Consider the following 16,433-nt stretch of genomic DNA (forward strand, 5'->3'; position numbering starts at 1 on the left):
GACCGCCACAGATCGTGGTGCCTTCGATGGCGTCAGCGGGTGAGGGCGGCGGCGGTGTGGCGGTCGAGTTGGCCGTCGGCGACGACGACGCGGTAGTGACCGTGCCGGCTGGTGTTCGCGCGGATCGTGGCGGTCTCCTCGAAAGCGAAGGCCACACAGACCCCGGGGTACATCGTGGTCCGGACGAACCACCTGTCGCCCGGCCCGAGACCGCTGAAGACCAGGGTGTAGGCCCCACCCTCCGGCGCCCGCCCGGTCATCGCCACCCATGGATCGGCGCACCCGTTGACCGCCTCCTCGCCATGGCGCGCAGCGGTGAACACCTCGGGTGGCTCGGCGGCAACCGCCCGCCAGAAGAACCCGCCGTAGCCGGCCCCGCCGGGGCGGCCGTTGGTGGCCGGGCTGCCCAGCAGCACGTCCCGGTCGGCCGGCGCGGTCAGGGTGCTGGTCACGTCGAGCCGCCACGCGTTCCGGTGACCGGGCACCGCCGCAGCGGCCAGCGCGCGCCGCTCGGTGAGCAGCACCTGGCCGGAGGGGTCACACCAGTGCAGCTGGTGGTCGAGCCGGTCCGCGGCCCGGTGCGTCCAGCCGGTGTGCACGATCCGGCCGTGGTCGGCGCGCCAGGTGTACCCGGTGCCGCGCACGTACGTCCGCCCGCCCCACAGGTTGGTGCCGGCCACGTCCTGCACGGCCAGCGAGGCCCCCAGGTGCCACACGTGATCGGCGGGCAGCGCGTCAGTGACCGGGGTGCCGGCCAGGGTGCGCACCGGATGCAGGTACGGCCGGGGCCCGTGCCGGGCGTCCAGGTCGGGGGCGAGCACGTACCGGGCGACCGGCGTACCGTCGACGGAAAGCTGTGGGTCGGTCACGACAGCTCCACGCGGGTGACGTGTCGACGGCGGGCGACCGCGTGCACGGCGGCCAGCGCGTACCCGGCGAGGATCGGCACCGCCACCGGGGTGACGAGCACGCCCAGCAGGACCACGACCAGCGCGGTGCCGGCGAGCGCGGCCCAGTTCGCGGGGTGGTCGAGGCAGGCGCGGGCGGCCCGGGTGACCGCCGACCGCCACCCGGTGCCGCCGGCACGCCCCACCTCGACCACGATCGCGGCGGCGTAGCCGAGCAGGGACGCCGCGACGGCGATGGTGACGACCAGCGCCACCGTACCGCCCGGGACGCGGCCGGTGGCCACCGCGACCAGGTCCGCGACGAGCAGCCCGGCGGCGGCCAGCCCGACCAGGACCGCCGGTACGCCCGGCAGCAGTGCCCGTCCGAAGCGCGACAGCGTACGCCGTGCGGGCGGCCAACTGCCGGTGGTGAGCCAGTCGTGCACGGTCGCGCTGGCGGTGCCGATCGCGGCACCGGCGGTCAGCACCGGCGCCGCGGCCAGCACGGTCAGGATGCCCAGCAACGCGAGGTCGGCGGCGTCGCTGACGGTGTCCCGCCAGTCCCGCCCGGGCTCGCGTCGCCCCGTGCGAGCGTCAGCCCTTGAGTCCACTGGTGTTGATCCCCTCGACGAGCATCCGCTGGAAGGCCACGAAGAATCCGAAGACCGGGAGAAGGGACAGCACCGCCATGGCGAACATCGGACCGACCGCGCTCTGGCTGGTCGAGTCGATGAACAGGGTCAGCGCCACCGGGACGGTGTAGTCGCTCAGGTCGGACAGGAAGACCAGTTGCCGGAAGAAGTCGTTCCAGGTCCAGATGAACGAGAAGATCGCGGTGGTCACCAGGGCGGGCCGGCTCAGCGGCAGGATCACGTGCCGGAAGATGCCGAACGCGTTCGCGCCGTCGATGCGGGCCGCCTCGTCCAGTTCGCGGGGGATGCCGCGCATGAACTGCACCATCAGGAAGACGAAGAACGCCTCCGTGGCCAGGAACTGCGGGATCAGCAGCGGCAGGTAGGGCCACTCCCCACCGACCAGGCCGAGGGTGCGGAAGAGGATGTACTGCGGGACGATCAGCACGTGCCCCGGCAGCAGCAGGGTGCCGATCATGACGGCGAACCACAGCCCGCGCAGCCGGAACCTCAGCCGGGCGAAGGCGTACGCGGCCAGCAGGCAGCTCACCGCGTTGCCGACCACGGTGAGCAGGCTGACCAGGGCGCTGTTGAGGAAGAAGCGGGCGAAGCTGACGTCGAAGTTGGTCCACCCGTCGAGGTAGTTGCCCGGGGTGAAGTCGCGGGGCAGCAGACCGATGTTGTTGACGATCTCCTCCTGCGACTTGACGGAGGTGCCGATCATCCAGAACAGCGGGTAGAGCACCACCGCGACGATGGCCAGCAGCACGACCAGCCGGAGCCAGGAGCGGCTGCGGGGGCGTTGCGGGCGGGTCGCCCCCGGCGGGGCGACGGTACCGGCCACCATCAGCGGTCCTCCCCGTCGGAGTAGTGCACCCAGAACCGTCCGGTGCTGAAGAAGACCACCGTGATGATGGCGATGGCGATCAGGAACACCCAGGCCATCGCGGAGGCGTAGCCCATCTCCAGGTCGGTGAAGCCGGTGATGTAGAGGTTGAGCGTGTACATCAGGGTCGAGTCGACCGGCCCGCCGGTGCCGTTGCTGAGCACGAACGCGGCGGTGAAACCCTGGAAACCGTTGATGGTCTCCAGCACCAGGTTGAAGAAGATCACCGGGGAGAGCATCGGCAGGGTCACGTTGACGAACTGCCGGAACCGGCCGGCCCCGTCGACCGAGGCGGCCTCGTACAGCTCGGTCGGCACCTGCTTGAGCCCGGCCAGGAAGATCACCATCGGTGCGCCGAACTGCCAGATGGCCAGCACCATCAGCGTCTCCAGCGCCCAGTCCGGGTCGTTCACCCACGGTTTGCCCTGGATGCCGAACAGGGCGAGGAACGAGTTGAACGCGCCCTCCCGGTTGAACATGTTGACCCAGACGATGGCCAGGGCGACGCTGCCGCCGAGCAGCGACGGCAGGTAGAACAGGCCGCGGAACAGCCCGACACCACGCCAGGCCCGGTTGAGCAGCAGGGCCACCCCGAGCGCCGCGGCCAGTTTCAGCGGTACGGCGATCAGAGCGAAGCTGAGTGTCACCCGTACCGAGTGCCACCACGACGGATCGCCTGTGAACATCCGCTCGTAGTTGGCCAGCCCGACCCACTCCACCTCGGACAACGGGGTGAGGATGTCGTAGTCGGTGAAGCTGAGGTACAGCGACAACAGCATGGGTAGCGCCGTGATGCCCATCAGACCGATGAGCCAGGGCGACAGGAAAACGTATCCGGCCAGACCTTCACCGTGCCGGATCCGTCCGGTCCCGCGCCGGTTGGCGTCGGGCCGGACGGATCCGGTGCCGCGTCGGGTCGGGTCGGGCGCCGTGGTCAGGGCCACGAACTGCTCCTCTCCGGGTGGTGCGGCGGGTCAGGAGGCGATTGCCGCCTTGCATGCCTCGACGAACTGGGCGGCGGCCTCGGCGGGGGTGGCCCGGCCGTACTGCGCGTTCTCGGCGGCCTTGGTCAGCTCGGCGCGGACCTTGCTGTGGCCCTTGATCGGCACCTGCGGCGCCTCGCCGAACGTCTTGGCCAGCTCGGTCTCCACCGCGATGGACTGCTTCATCGCCTCGTCGGTGGTGTCGTCGCTGATGACCCGGCGCAGGTCCAGGTTGGACGGCAGGCCCCGGTCGGTGCCGAGCAGCTTGACCGCGTCGGGGTCGTTCGCCAGGAAGTTGATCACATCGACCGCGATGTCGGCGTTCTTGCTGCCCCGGAAGACCGACCAGTACATCGAGGCACGGGCCCACTGGCCGCTCGGGTCACCCGGGTAGGCGATCACACCGAGTTCGTCGGAGGTGTTCTTCTTCAACTCCGGCATCTGGTTGACCCAGACCCAGGAGGTCGCCGACTTGCCGGTCACCACGAGCTGCTTGGTGATGTCGGTGGCGTTGCCCTCGTGGATCACGTCCGGGGTCGGCGTGGCACCCCGGTCCCGGGCCCCCTTCCACAGCTCGAACCACCTGGTCACGTCCTCGACGGTGAACCCGAGTTCGGTACCGGCGTAGAGGTCCTTGCCCTGCTGGCGCAGCCAGACCCAGAGCGCCTTGTAGTCGGCGCTGGGGTCCTGGGTGCCGGGTACGCCGGTCTTCTCGCTGACCTGCTCGGCCCAGGCGATGTGCTCCTCCCAGCTCATCCCGGTGGTCGGCTCGGGCAGGCCGTTCTTGGTCAGCAGCGTCTTGTTGTAAACCAGACCCTGGGTGTTCTCCCCGGCGGCCACGCCGGCGAGCTTGCCGTCGACCACCCCGTACTGAAGCAGGCTGGGCGGGAACTTGGAGGTGTCGAGGGCACCGGAGTCCTGGTACGGCGCCAGGTCCAGGGTGGCGTTGCGGGCCGCGTACTCGGCGAGGAAGTTGTCGTCGATCTGGAAGATGTCCGGCGGGTTGCCGCCGGCGGTCAGCGTGGCGAGCTTGTCGAAGTAGCCCTGGTTGGCCTGCCAGACCTTCTCGAAGACGACGTCCGGGTTCTTCTGGGTGTAGAGGTCCAGCGCCTGCTCGGTGAGCTGGGCCCGGGCGTCACCACCCCACCAGAAGATCGAAATCTTGGTCTTGCCGTCGGACGCGGCGTCGTCGCCGCAGGCCGCCGCCGCGCCGACCAGCGGCAGGGCCACGACCGCGGCGAGCAGGCCGCGCAGCAACCGGCGGCGTGGCAGGAGGGTACGGTAGGTGCGCCCGTCGGACGCGCTGGCGGTGGGGTGTGTTGCGGGGTGCATGTGCGCTCACTCCTTGGCGTTAGGAGGCGACCACGTCACCGGCGGCCACGACCGGGTTGCCCGGGTCCGCACGGCGATGCGGGCCCGGGCCAGCGGCAGCGGTTCCGGGACGTTCCCGGCCGGCGTAGGGGCCCGGCCCGGTGGAGTCGCGGATGACCAACTCGGTCTGGAGCATTACCTGTGCGGTGGTGCGACGGACGCCGACTGCCACGGTGGCACCGCCGCCCCGCGCGGTACGCGGGAGATCGGTGTCCTGTTGCAGCAACATGTCGACGGCCGTCCGGCCGGCGGCCGCGGTTGGCGTGGCCACCGTCGTCAGCTTGGGGCGGGTGAGTCGGCTCAGGGAGATGTCGTCGACGCCGACGACACTGATCTCCTGCGGCACCCGGACCCCGAGTGCGTCGAGCCCTTCCAGGAGGCCGATCGCCATCAGGTCGTTGTAGGCGAGCACGGCGGTGACGCCGGCCCGGTGGACCTGTTCCGCCTGGGCGAGACCGCCGGTCTCGGTGGGCGGGTTGGGACCGAGGACCGTCAGGTCCGCACCCGCGGCCCGGGCGGCGGCGCTGGCCGCCCGCCGGAGTTCCCGGCTGGTCCACGAGCCGCGCGGCCCGGCGAGCAGCGCCATCTGCCGGTGGCCCAGACCGGCGAGGTGCTCGATGGCCGAGCGGGCGCCCTGACCGACGTCCATCAGCACGCACGGCAGCCCGGCCAGTTGCCGGTTCACCACCACCAGCGGCACCTCCCGGCTGAGCTGCTCGATCAGGCTGTTGCTCATCCGGGGGCTGCACAGCAGCACCCCGTCGACCTGCTTGGCCAGCGCGTGGACCAGTTCCTCCTCGGCGGCGGCGTCCTCGTTGGTGTCGGCGACGAAGACGTGGTAGTCGCGGTGGCGGGCCTGGCTCTCCGCCGCCTTGATCAGTGGCGGGAAGAAGGGGTTGGCGATGTCGGCGATGATCAGCCCGATGTTGTGGGTACGGCCGGTGATGAGTGCGCGGGCGGCGCGGTTGGGCCGGTAACCCAGGTCCTCGGCGCACGCGAGCACGCGTACCCGGGTCTCCGGGTTGACCAGGTGCGGCGCCGAGAAGGTGCGGGAGACGGTGGAGATGTGCACTCCGGAGGCCCGGGCGACGTCCCTGATGGTGACTGGCATCCAGGCCCCCTTCGTCGATGTGTCGGCGGTCACGGTGCCGCCAATTAATGCAAACGGTTGTGCCACTGTCAACGGTGGATGGTTACAACTGTGTTTCGGCAGACCGCTTGCCATGCACAGGTAAGCCCTTCAATCGGGGCAAAGGCCGCCGATTTTTCCGCCGTCGTTGACGCGAGCCGATCGACCGTGGTTACTTCGATGCAAAGGTTTGCAGAAAGATCGAGGAGGATCGCTCCGTGTCACCGCTACCCGGCACCCGGGCCCGGTACGCCGTGGTCGGCACCGGCGCCCGTGCCGAGATGTTCGTCCGGGCGCTGGTGCGCGAGCACGCCGACACCGCCGAGCTGGTCGCCTTCGCCGACGTCAACCAGGCCAGGATGGACGCCCACAACCGGTGGCTGGGTGAGCTGGGCCACCGGCCCGTGCCGACCTACCACGCGAGTGACTTCACCGCGATGCTGGCCAAGGAGCGCGTCGACGTGGTGCTGGTGACCTCCGTGGACGTCACCCACGACGGGTACGTGGTGGCCGCGCTGGAGGCCGGCTGCGACGTGGTCTGTGAGAAGCCGATGACCACCGACGCGCCGCGCTGCCAGCGCATCCTCGACGCGGTACGTCGCACCGGCCGACGGGTGACGGTCGCCTTCAACTACCGCTACAACCCGCTGCACGAGCAGCTGCGGCGGCTGCTGGCCGACGGCGCGGTCGGCGAGATCGGTTCGGTGCACTTCGAGTGGTTGCTCGACGTACGCCACGGCGCCGACTACTTCCGCCGCTGGCACCGCGACAAGGCCAGCTCCGGCGGCCTGATGGTGCACAAGGCGAGCCACCACTTCGACCTGGTCAACTGGTGGCTGGACGCCACACCCGTGCAGGTGTACGCGGCCGGCCGGCTGTTCTTCTACGGCGACGACGGCCGCCGGCACGGCTACGCTCGGGACTACGACCGGGCGCACGCCTCGCCGGCCGCCGACGACGACCCGTTCGCGTTGCGGCTGGCCGAGCACCCCCGACTGCGCGAGCTCTACCTGGACGCCGAGGTCGAGGACGGTTACCACCGCGACCGCAACGTCTTCGCCCCCGGGGTCAGCATCGAGGACGACATGGCGGTGCTGGCCACCTACTCCACCGGGGCGACCATGACCTACCACCTCACCGCGTACGCGCCCTGGGAGGGATACCGGGTGATGGTCAACGGCAGCCGGGGCCGCCTCGAACTGGAGGTCACCGAGAGCGAGTTCGTCAGCCCGGCGGCCGCGGGCGCGCTGAAGGGTGCCGCGCTGCACGGCGACCAGGCCGCCGCCGAGGGTGGCGCCGCCACGCTGACCCTGCGCCCCTTCTGGGCACCGCCGCAACGCATCGAGGTCGACGGCTACACCCGGCACGGGCACGGCGGGGCGGACGCCCGGATGACCCAGGTGCTGTTCGGCGGCGTACCCGATCCGCTGCACCGCGCGGCGACCGCCCGGGACGGGGCGCTGGCCCTGCTCACCGGCCTGGCCGCCAACCGGTCCTTCGACACCGGCGCCCCCGTGCGGGTCGCCGACCTGCTCACCCTCGACTGACACCGACCACAGGAGCCGCTGCCCGTGCCCACCTCGACCAGACCCGACCTGCTCCTCCCCGCCGAGCCGGGCCAACGCGCGCTGGCCCGGGAGCTGTACGCGCTGGTGGCGCGGTTGCCCATCATCTCCCCGCACGGGCACGTCGATCCGGCGTTGCTGGCCGAGGACCAGCCGTTCCCCGACCCGTCGCAGCTGCTCATCGTGCCCGACCACTACCTGACCCGGATGCTGCTCAGCCAGGGCGTCTCCCCCGGCGAACTGGGCGTGCCCAGTCGCGACGGCAGCCCGGTGGAGACCGACGGGCGGCGGATCTGGCGTCGCTTCGCCGCCGGGTGGCACCTGTTCCGGGGCACCCCGTCGCGACTGTGGCTGGAGCAGACCTTCACCGAGGTGTTCGGGGTCGACACCCGGCTCACCCCGGGCACCGCCGACCAGGTGTACGACGCCCTCGCGGCCCGGCTCGCCGAGCCCGGCTTCCGGCCCCGGGCACTGTTCGAACGGTTCAACATCGAGGTGCTCGCCACCACCGAGTCGCCCCTTGACGACCTGGGTCGGCACGCCAAGCTCGCCGCCGACGGCTGGGGCGGCCCGGGTGGGCGGGTGGTCACCACCTTCCGCCCCGACAACGTCGTCGACCTGGACTTCGAGGGCTGGTCGAGCAACGTCGACGCGCTCGGCGAGATCGCCGGAGAGGACACCGGGACGTACGCCGGCTATCTGGCCGCCCTGCGGGCGCGGCGGGCCGCCTTCATCGCCGCCGGTGCCACCTCCTCCGACCACGGCCACCCCACCGCCCGCACCCTCGATCTCGGTGCCGACGCGGCGAGGCTGTTCGACCGGGCACGGCGGGGCGCGGCGGAGCCGGGCGACGCGGAGGCGTTCCGGGCCCACATGCTGCTGGAGTTCGCCCGGATGTCGCTCGACGACGGCCTGGTCATGCAGTTGCACCCGGGCGCGGTGCGCAACCACAACCGCTGGCTGCACGCCCGGCACGGTCGCGACGTGGGTGGCGACATCCCGCAGGTCACCGAGTACGTGCACGCGCTCGCTCCGCTGCTGGACGCGTACGGCAACGATCCCCGGCTGCGGGTGGTGCTGTACACCCTCGACGAGGACACCTTCACCCGGGAGCTGGCGCCCCTGGCCGGTGGGTACGCCGCGCTGCTGCTCGGCGCTCCCTGGTGGTTCCTGGACTCCCCCGAGGTGCTGCGGCGCTTCCGGGAGTCGGTGACCGAGACCGCCGGCTTCTACAACACGGCCGGGTTCGTCGACGACACCCGGGCGTTCTGTTCCATCCCGGTCCGCCACGACGTGGCGCGCCGCGTCGACGCCGGCTTCCTGGCCCGGCTGGTCGCCGAGCACCGGCTGCCCATGGACGAGGCCGCCGAGACCATCGTCGACCTGGCGTACCGGCTGCCGAAGCGGGTCTTCAAGTTCGGGGAGAGCGCATGACCAGCATCACCGAGGTGACCGTGCACGACGTGCGGTTTCCCACCGCCGCCAGCGGCGACGGCTCCGACGCGATCAACCGCGGCGACTACTCGGCCACCTATGTGGAGCTGAGCACCGACGACGGCCCGACCGGTGCCGGGTTCACCTTCACCAACGGCCGCGGCAACGAGATCACCTGCGCCGCCGTCGAGGCCCTGGCTCACCATGTACGGGGACGGGGCCTGGCGGAGATCACCGCCGAGCCGGTGGCGTTCTGGCGTTCGCTCGTCGCCGACGTGCAGTTGCGCTGGCTCGGCCCGGAGAAGGGGGTCATCCACATGGCCACCGGCGCGCTGGTCAACGCGGTGTGGGACCTGCGGGCCAAGGTGGCCGGCAAGCCGATGTGGCGCTACCTGGCCGAGCTGCCCACCGACGAGTTGGTGGCCAACGTCGACTTCACGCACATCACCGACGCGCTCACCGCCGACGAGGCCGCCGCGATCCTGGACAAGGGACGCGACGGGCTCGCCGACCGGCTGGCGCTGCTGGAGCGGGACGGTTTCCCCTCGTACACCACCTCGGTGGGCTGGCTCGGCTATCCCGACGACAAGGTCCGGGCGCTGACCCGGGCCGCGTACGCGCAGGGGTGGCGGGCGATGAAGATGAAGGTCGGCGGGCCGCCCGCCGACGACCTGCGGCGGGCCCGGATCATCCGGTCGGAGATCGGCCCGGACGCGCTGCTGATGATGGACGCCAACCAGGTCTGGGACGTCGACGAGGCGATCACCAACATGACGGCGCTGGCCGAGGTCGACCCGTACTGGATCGAGGAGCCGACGCACGCCGACGACATCCTCGGCCACGCCCGGATCGCCCGTGCGATGGACGAGCTGACCGACGGACGGTGCCGGGTCGCCACCGGCGAGGTGGCCGCCAACAAGGTCATCTTCAAGCAGCTGTTGCAGGCCGAGGCGATCGGCGTGATGCAGATCGACGCCTGCCGGGTCGGCGGGGTCAACGAGGTGCTCGCCGAAATGCTAATGGCGGCGAAGTTCGGGGTGCCGATCTGCCCGCACGCCGGCGGTGTCGGCCTCTGCGAGTACGTGCAGCACCTGGCGATCTTCGACTACCTGCGGGTGGGCACGAGTCTGGAGGGACGGATGGTGGAGTACGTCGACCACCTGCACGAGCACTTCGTCGACCCGGTGCGCACCCGCGACGGGCGCTACCTGCTGCCGACCGCGCCCGGTTACAGCGCCACCATGCGGCCGGAGTCGATCGCCACCTTCCGCTTCCCGGACGGCCCGGCATGGCGGTGACCGTGGGCGCGTCCCGGCTCGGGCTGGGCGCGGTGCGCAGGTTGCCCGCCGAGGCCCGCCCACTGGTCCGCCCCGGCACCGTGCCGGCCGGCGTGGTGCACCTCGGGCTCGGCGCCTTCCACCGCGCCCACCAGGCGGTCTACACCGAGCAGGCGATCGGCCTGGCCGGCGGCGACTGGGGCATCGTCGGCGTGGCCCCCCGCAACGCGGCGCTGGTGGCGACCCTGACCGACCAGGACAACCTGTTCAGCGTCAGCACGCTCTCCGCAGCCGACCAGCGCACCCGGGTGGTCGGGTCACTGGCCGGGGTGCGGCTGGCCGCCGCCGATCCGCAGGCGGTGGTGGCCCTGCTGGCCGACCCGGCGATCCGGGTGGTCACGCTGACCGTGACCGAGAAGGCGTACCAACTCGATCCGGCCGCCGGCACGCTGCGTCCCGACGCCGACCTGGTCGCCGACCTGACCACCGAGCGACCGCCGGCCACCGTGCCGGGGCTGCTGGTGCGTGGCCTGCTGGCCCGCGCCGCCGCCGACGCCGGGCCGATCGCCCTGGTCAGCTGCGACAACCTGCCCGCCAACGGCCGCCGGCTGCGCGGCCTGGTGACCCAGTCCCTGGCGTACGCCGGCACACCGCACAATGTGGTCGACTGGGTCGAGGCGCAGGTCGGTTTCCCGGGCACCATGGTGGACCGCATCGTCCCGGCCAGCACCGCGCAGACCCTGTCGGCAGCCCAGCGGGCGCTCGGCGTCGAGGATCTCGCGGCGGTGGCGGCCGAGCCGTACACCCAGTGGGTCATCGAGGACGACTTCCCCGGCGGTCGGCCCGCTTGGGACCGCGCCGGGGCGGTGCTCTGCGCGGACGCGGGCCCGTGGGAGCGGCTGAAGCTGCGCGCCCTCAACGGCGTGCACTCGGCGACCGCGTACCTCGGCGCGCTGGCCGGCTGCGAGACGATCGCCGAGGCCCTCGCGCTGCCGCACCTGGACACCGTGCTGCGCCGGCTGATCGCCGAGGACGTGGCCGCCAGTTTCGTCCCGCCCGACGGGGTGGACGTGGTCGACTACGGCGAACAGGTGCTGGCACGATTCGGCAACCCGGCGATCCGGCACCGTACCTTCCAGGTGGCGATGGACGGATCGCAGAAGCTGCCGCAGCGCATCCTGCACACGGTCGCCGACCTGCGCGCGGCCGGACGGCCGGCCCGGTGGGCGGCGCTGGTCGTCGCCGCCTGGATCCGGTTCGCCCAGGGCAGCGCCGACGACGGCCGGTCGCTCCCCCTCGACGACCCACTGGCGGAGCGGATCGGAGCCGCGCTGGCCGCCGCGCCACGGACCCCGGCGGGTGCGGTGGATGCCATGCTCGGCCTCGACGAGGTCGTGCCGCCCGAGGTGGCCGCCGACGCGCAGGTCCGCACCGACGTGATCGGCTGGCTCACCGACCTGCACCAGCACGGGGTACGCGCCACCCTGGCCGGTGCACGGTGACGTCGGCTGATGGGGCCGCGGCGGGATCGACCCGCGTCGACCCCGCCCGCGCCGCATTGGCTCGCACCACGGCAACTCGGGGGTCGCGCGGCACCCAGGTGCCCCGGGTGGCGCTGGTGGGGGCGAACGGGCACGGGCGCTGGCACCGTCGGGTGATCGGGCCGCTGCACGAGACCGGGCGGGTCCGGCTGGTCGCCCTGGTCGACACCCGGCCGATCGAGTGCGAACCGGCGGCGCCGGTGCCGACCGGCGTGCCGGTGTTCACCGACCACCGGGCGATGCTCGCCGACGTCACCCCGGACGTGGTGGTCATCTGCACCCCGCCGCACACCCACCTGCGGATCGCCCGGGACGCGGTCACCGCCGGGGCGGACGTGCTGCTGGAGAAGCCGCCGCTGCTGTCCACCGCCGAGCACGAGGAACTGTCCGGGGCGCTGGCCACCACCGGCCGGGTGGTACAGGTCGGGTTCCAGGCGCTCGGTTCGGCGGCCCTGAGCGCGTTGACGGACGCGGTGTCGGCCGGCCGGGTGGGCGCGGTGAACGGCATCGCCACGGTGGCGGCCTGGCAACGCCCGGACGCCTACTACGCCCGCGCGCCGTGGGCCGGGCGCCGGCTGCTGGACGGGCGACCGGTGCTCGACGGCGCGCTGGCCAATCCCCTCGCCCACGCGGTGATGCAGTGCCTGGCGGTCGCCGAGGCGCTCGGTGGCGGACCGGTGGAGCCGGTCAGCATCGAGGTGGAGCGGTACCGGGTACGGCCGATCGAGGTGGACGACACCGCCGCGCTGCGGGTACGGACTCGGCACGGACCACCGATCGTGGCCGCGGTGACCCTCGCCGGGGAGGACTTCATCGCCGGAGAGGTGATCGTCACCGGCGCCGCCGGGCGGGCGGTGCTGGAGTACCCGACCGACCGGCTGCTGCTGCCCGGCGAGGCCACCGCCCGCACGGTGCCCGGCCGGCGCGGGCTGCTGGAGAACCTGCTTGCCCACCGGGCCGATCCACAGGCACCGCTGATCGCGCCGCTGGCCCGGACCGCCCCGTTCACCGCCGTCCTGACCGCCCTGCGGGCGGCACCCGAGCCGGCGCTGCTGCACGGCGACCTGGTGGAAACTGTCGGTGCCGGCGCGCAGCGGGTGCTGCGAATACGCGGGATCAACGAGGTGCTACGTCGGGTGGTCGACGAGGGCCGACTGCCGTCGGAACTCGGCGTGTCGTGGGCGACGGCGCCCTGGCGCGCCGAACCAGGCGGGCAAGAATAGGAGGCACCACCGCAACAAACTGCAAATTCCCAACCCACGCAGAATCAGCAACAACGCGATGAGCAGCGATTTCCCGACAGAGCATGTCGGGGCGATGCCACCCGACAGAACTGACTGCAACAAATCTGCACATCATTAATATTGACCCTTGTGAAAACGCGACCGTAACCTTCGTCACTAATAAGAAACAACGACGAAGGAAACGGAACGAGCCGATGCGCAGACTTGCCGCCGCCGCGGCATCGACGATTATCGCCCTGACCGTCCTCCCCACCGCCGCCGTGGCGCAACCGTCGGACGACGCGGGTACGCCCTCCGGTAACCACCGCGACCGGGCCGTCCGGGCTCCACTGTCCACGTTGGCCCGACAGCTCGGCCGGCAGGCTCTCCCGGCCGGTGACGGCTGGGCCGCCGCCGGTCCCGGCACCACCGGCGGATCCGCCGCCGCGGCCGAGCAGATCCACGTGGTGAGCAGCCGCGCGGAGTTGGTCGCGGCGCTCGGTGGCGACAACGCCACGAACGCGACGAACGCCACCGCCAAGATCGTGTACGTCAGCGGCGACGTCGACGGGTTCGAGGACGCCGACGGTCGACTGCTCGACTGCGCCGACCTGGCCGATCCCGGGTACTCGCTGGAGGCGTACCTGGCCGCGTACGACCCGGCGGTGTGGGGTCTGGTGGCACCGAGCGGGCCGCTGGAGGAGGCGCGGCGACGGTCGGTGACCAACCAGACCCACCAGACCCAGATCAACGTCGGCCCGAACACCACGATCATCGGGTTGCGCGGAGCGCGACTGACCGGCCTGACCCTGATGATCGACCGGGCGACGAACGTGATCGTCCGCAACATCACCTTCGACGACGCCCGGGACTGCTTCCCCGCCTGGTCACCGACCGACGGCGAGGCCGGCAACTGGAACTCGCAGTACGACCTGGTCTCGGTGCGCCGCAGCGAGAACGTCTGGATCGACCACAACACCTTCACCGACGGCGACAACCCGGACAGCGCCCAGCCCGTGTACTTCGGACGGCCCTACCAGGTGCACGACGGCGCGCTGGACATCACCCACACCGCGAGCCTGGTGACCGTCTCCTGGAACCGGTTCTCCGGTCGCGACAAGCTGATGCTGATCGGCTCGTCCAACACGGTCGGCCCGGACGTCGGCCGGCTCAACGTGACCCTGCACCACAACTTCTTCGACGGCGGGCTGCAACGGCTGCCCCGCGTCCGCTTCGGCCAGGTGGACGTCTACAACAACGCCTACCGGCTCGGCGGTGACGGCTTCCAGTACGCCATCGGCGTCGGCGTCCAGTCCGCCGTGCACGCCGAGAGCAACCACTTCACCCTCGGTGCCGACGTCAGCTCCGCCGATCTGCTCTACGACTGGGGCGGCACGGCGATCACCACCCGGGGCAACTGGGTCAGCTCGGCCGGTGCGCCGTCCCGCCCGGTGGACCTGGTGGCCGCGTACAACGCCGGACACGATCCCGACCTGGGCCCCGACGCCGGCTGGACGCCGACGTTGCGGCACGGCCCGGTGCTGCCGGCTCCGCTGGTGCCGCTGGTGGTCCGTCCACTCGCCGGGGCCGACCGCCTACCGCTGTAGATCCCACACCACCACCAACCAGGAAGGTGAGACGAGGATGAAACGACAAGTCGCACTCCGGCTCCTCGCGGGGCTGGCCACCACCGCCGTGGGAGCCGCGGTCTGCGTGACGCTGACGACGCCGCAGGCGTCGGCCGCGGTCGGCAGCGCCACCGGCTTCGCGACCGGCAACGGTGGCACCACCGGCGGCGCGGGCGGGCAGACCGTACGCGCCACCAGCGGCACCCAGATCCACGCGGCCCTGTGCAACCGGGCCAGCAGCAGCACCCCGATCACCATCCAGGTCGAGGGAACCATCAACCACGGCAACACCACCAAGGTGTCCGGTTCGAGCTGCAACACCGCCGCCGACGTGATCGAACTCAAGCAGATCAGCAACGTCACGATCCTCGGTGTCGGCAACGGGGCCGTCTTCGACCAGATCGGCATCCACATCCGCGAGGCCAGCAACATCATCATCCAGAACGTGACCGTCCGGAACGTCAAGAAGTCCGGCTCGCCGACCTCGAACGGCGGCGACGCCATCGGCATGGAGGCCGACGTCCGCAACGTCTGGGTCGACCACGTCACCCTGGAGGCCTCCGGTGGCGAGTCGGAGGGCTTCGACGGCCTGTTCGACATGAAGAACAACACCCAGTACGTGACGCTGTCCTACAGCATCCTGCGCAACTCCGGCCGGGGTGGCCTGATCGGGTCCAGCGAGAGCGACACGTCCAACGGTTACGTCACCTTCCACCACAACCTGTACGAGAACATCGACTCCCGTACGCCGCTGCTGCGCGGCGGCATCGCCCACATCTACAACAACCACTACGTACGCCTCAACGAGTCCGGCATCAACTCCCGGGCCGGAGCACGCGCCAAGGTGGACAACAACTACTTCCAGAACTCCAAGGACGTGCTGGGCACCTTCTACACCGACGCGGCCGGTTACTGGCAGGTCAGCGGCAACATCTTCGACAACGTGACCTGGTCCTCGCGCAGTGGCGACACCAACCCGGCCGGCCCCAACCCGACCTCCAACACCAGCGTCAGCATCCCGTACTCGTACCGGCTCGACGCGGCCAGTTGCGTGCCGAGCATCGTCAGCCAGACCGCCGGCGCGAACAAGGGCATCCGCACCTCCAACGGCAACTGCACGCCGCAGAGCCCGACCGCCGGGCCGACCAGCCCGACCCCCGGACCGACCACCACCACCGCGCCACCGACCAGCAACCCGACGCCGACGCCGAGCCAGCCCACCGGCACCAACCTCAGCATCGGTGCCGGATCCGACGGCTCCAGCAAGGCCAGCGGCACCAGCTACGGCGACGTGCGCGACGGCAACATGAACACCGCCTGGTCACCGAGCGGCACGACCGGCCAGATCTCAATCAAGTGGGGTTCGGCCACCACCGTGTCGAAGATCAACATTCGGGAGGCGTCCGGCTCCGTCGGCACCATCCGCAACTGGCGGGTGCTCAACCACGACACCGGCGCCGTCCTCGCCACCGGCACCGGCGCGGGCGTCATCAGCTTCAACTCGACCTCCCTCCGCAAGATCACCTTCGACATCACCAGCTCGACCGGCACCCCACGGGTCGCCGAGTTCGAGACGTACGCCAGCTAGCCCGCACCGACCCGGTGGGAGCCGTCGCCACCCGACGGCTCCCACCACTGTTCCCTCCGCCCCCTTTGCTCTGCTTCAACCCACGCACAGGTTCCGGGGTGAATCCGTTGCGTCGGTTGAAGCAGAGCAAAGGGGGCGCACCATCGCCTCCGGCCAGGTGCACGGCCCGGCCCGGCAGCCCGACGCCGCCCAGCCACCCGGGTCGAGGCCTGGTACGCGGCGGTCTCCGGCCGGATGTGCCACGCCACGGGCGCCGGGGCACCGCCGCGTCCACCGACGGGAGCACGGC

At 71.2% G+C, this 16,433-nt stretch carries 13 protein-coding genes; 7 read left to right on the forward strand and 6 right to left on the reverse strand.

All coding sequences use genetic code 11. The annotated features are described in order from the left end of the window. Nucleotides 1–32: 32 nt before the first annotated feature. The 6 genes from O3597_RS14005 to O3597_RS14030 are packed head-to-tail and all read right to left on the reverse strand — an operon-like array spanning nucleotide 33 to nucleotide 5,870. Nucleotides 33–869, reverse strand: a complete 837-nt coding sequence (locus O3597_RS14005) for a PmoA family protein (RefSeq protein WP_281604408.1) — start codon at nucleotides 867–869, stop codon at nucleotides 33–35. Then, nucleotides 866–1,498 (reverse strand): hypothetical protein, encoded by a 633-nt coding sequence (locus O3597_RS14010; RefSeq protein WP_281604409.1) that lies wholly within the window; start codon nucleotides 1,496–1,498, stop codon nucleotides 866–868. Before O3597_RS14010 ends, O3597_RS14005 begins: the two co-directional genes overlap by 4 nt. Continuing rightward, entirely contained in the window at nucleotides 1,482–2,366 is an 885-nt protein-coding gene (locus O3597_RS14015) for a carbohydrate ABC transporter permease (RefSeq protein ID WP_164450207.1), read from the reverse strand. The genes O3597_RS14010 and O3597_RS14015 overlap by 17 nt, the downstream gene beginning before the upstream one ends. Continuing rightward, nucleotides 2,366–3,349: a sugar ABC transporter permease gene (locus tag O3597_RS14020; protein WP_164450208.1), complete on the reverse strand. Its 984-nt coding sequence runs from the start codon at nucleotides 3,347–3,349 to the stop codon at nucleotides 2,366–2,368. Before O3597_RS14020 ends, O3597_RS14015 begins: the two co-directional genes overlap by 1 nt. A 30-nt stretch (nucleotides 3,350–3,379) precedes the next feature. Beyond that, nucleotides 3,380–4,720 (reverse strand): extracellular solute-binding protein, encoded by a 1,341-nt coding sequence (locus O3597_RS14025; RefSeq protein WP_164450209.1) that lies wholly within the window; start codon nucleotides 4,718–4,720, stop codon nucleotides 3,380–3,382. Nucleotides 4,721–4,739: 19 nt separating this feature from the next. Further along, on the reverse strand, nucleotides 4,740–5,870 hold the full coding sequence (locus O3597_RS14030) for a LacI family DNA-binding transcriptional regulator (RefSeq protein WP_164450210.1): 1,131 nt from the start codon (nucleotides 5,868–5,870) through the stop codon (nucleotides 4,740–4,742). A gap of 236 nt (nucleotides 5,871–6,106) precedes the next feature. Here O3597_RS14030 and O3597_RS14035 point away from each other — a divergent pair, with 236 nt between their 5' ends. The 7 genes from O3597_RS14035 to O3597_RS14065 all read left to right on the forward strand — a co-directional run bounded on the left by O3597_RS14035 (nucleotide 6,107) and on the right by O3597_RS14065 (nucleotide 16,144). Continuing rightward, nucleotides 6,107–7,435: a Gfo/Idh/MocA family oxidoreductase gene (locus O3597_RS14035; protein WP_164450211.1), complete on the forward strand. Its 1,329-nt coding sequence runs from the start codon at nucleotides 6,107–6,109 to the stop codon at nucleotides 7,433–7,435. Between the two features lie 24 nt (nucleotides 7,436–7,459). Further along, the gene (gene uxaC, locus O3597_RS14040; protein ID WP_281604410.1) at nucleotides 7,460–8,887 is read left to right on the forward strand and encodes a glucuronate isomerase; all 1,428 of its coding nucleotides are present in this window, start codon (nucleotides 7,460–7,462) and stop codon (nucleotides 8,885–8,887) included. Then, the gene (locus O3597_RS14045) at nucleotides 8,884–10,185 is read left to right on the forward strand and encodes an enolase C-terminal domain-like protein (RefSeq protein WP_281604411.1); all 1,302 of its coding nucleotides are present in this window, start codon (nucleotides 8,884–8,886) and stop codon (nucleotides 10,183–10,185) included. Before uxaC ends, O3597_RS14045 begins: the two co-directional genes overlap by 4 nt. Beyond that, entirely contained in the window at nucleotides 10,176–11,666 is a 1,491-nt protein-coding gene (locus O3597_RS14050) for a mannitol dehydrogenase family protein (protein WP_281604412.1), read from the forward strand. Before O3597_RS14045 ends, O3597_RS14050 begins: the two co-directional genes overlap by 10 nt. A 107-nt stretch (nucleotides 11,667–11,773) precedes the next feature. Continuing rightward, nucleotides 11,774–12,928 (forward strand): Gfo/Idh/MocA family oxidoreductase, encoded by a 1,155-nt coding sequence (locus O3597_RS14055; protein WP_281604413.1) that lies wholly within the window; start codon nucleotides 11,774–11,776, stop codon nucleotides 12,926–12,928. A 215-nt stretch (nucleotides 12,929–13,143) separates the two neighbouring features. Further along, the gene (locus tag O3597_RS14060; protein WP_281604414.1) at nucleotides 13,144–14,535 is read left to right on the forward strand and encodes a polysaccharide lyase family 1 protein; all 1,392 of its coding nucleotides are present in this window, start codon (nucleotides 13,144–13,146) and stop codon (nucleotides 14,533–14,535) included. Between the two features lie 37 nt (nucleotides 14,536–14,572). Continuing rightward, on the forward strand, nucleotides 14,573–16,144 hold the full coding sequence (locus O3597_RS14065) for a pectate lyase (protein WP_281604415.1): 1,572 nt from the start codon (nucleotides 14,573–14,575) through the stop codon (nucleotides 16,142–16,144). The last annotated feature ends 289 nt before the right edge of the window (nucleotides 16,145–16,433 follow it).

Source organism: Verrucosispora sp. WMMA2044 (assembly GCF_027497155.1).
GTDB classification, from domain to species: Bacteria; Actinomycetota; Actinomycetes; order Mycobacteriales; family Micromonosporaceae; genus Micromonospora; species Micromonospora palythoicola.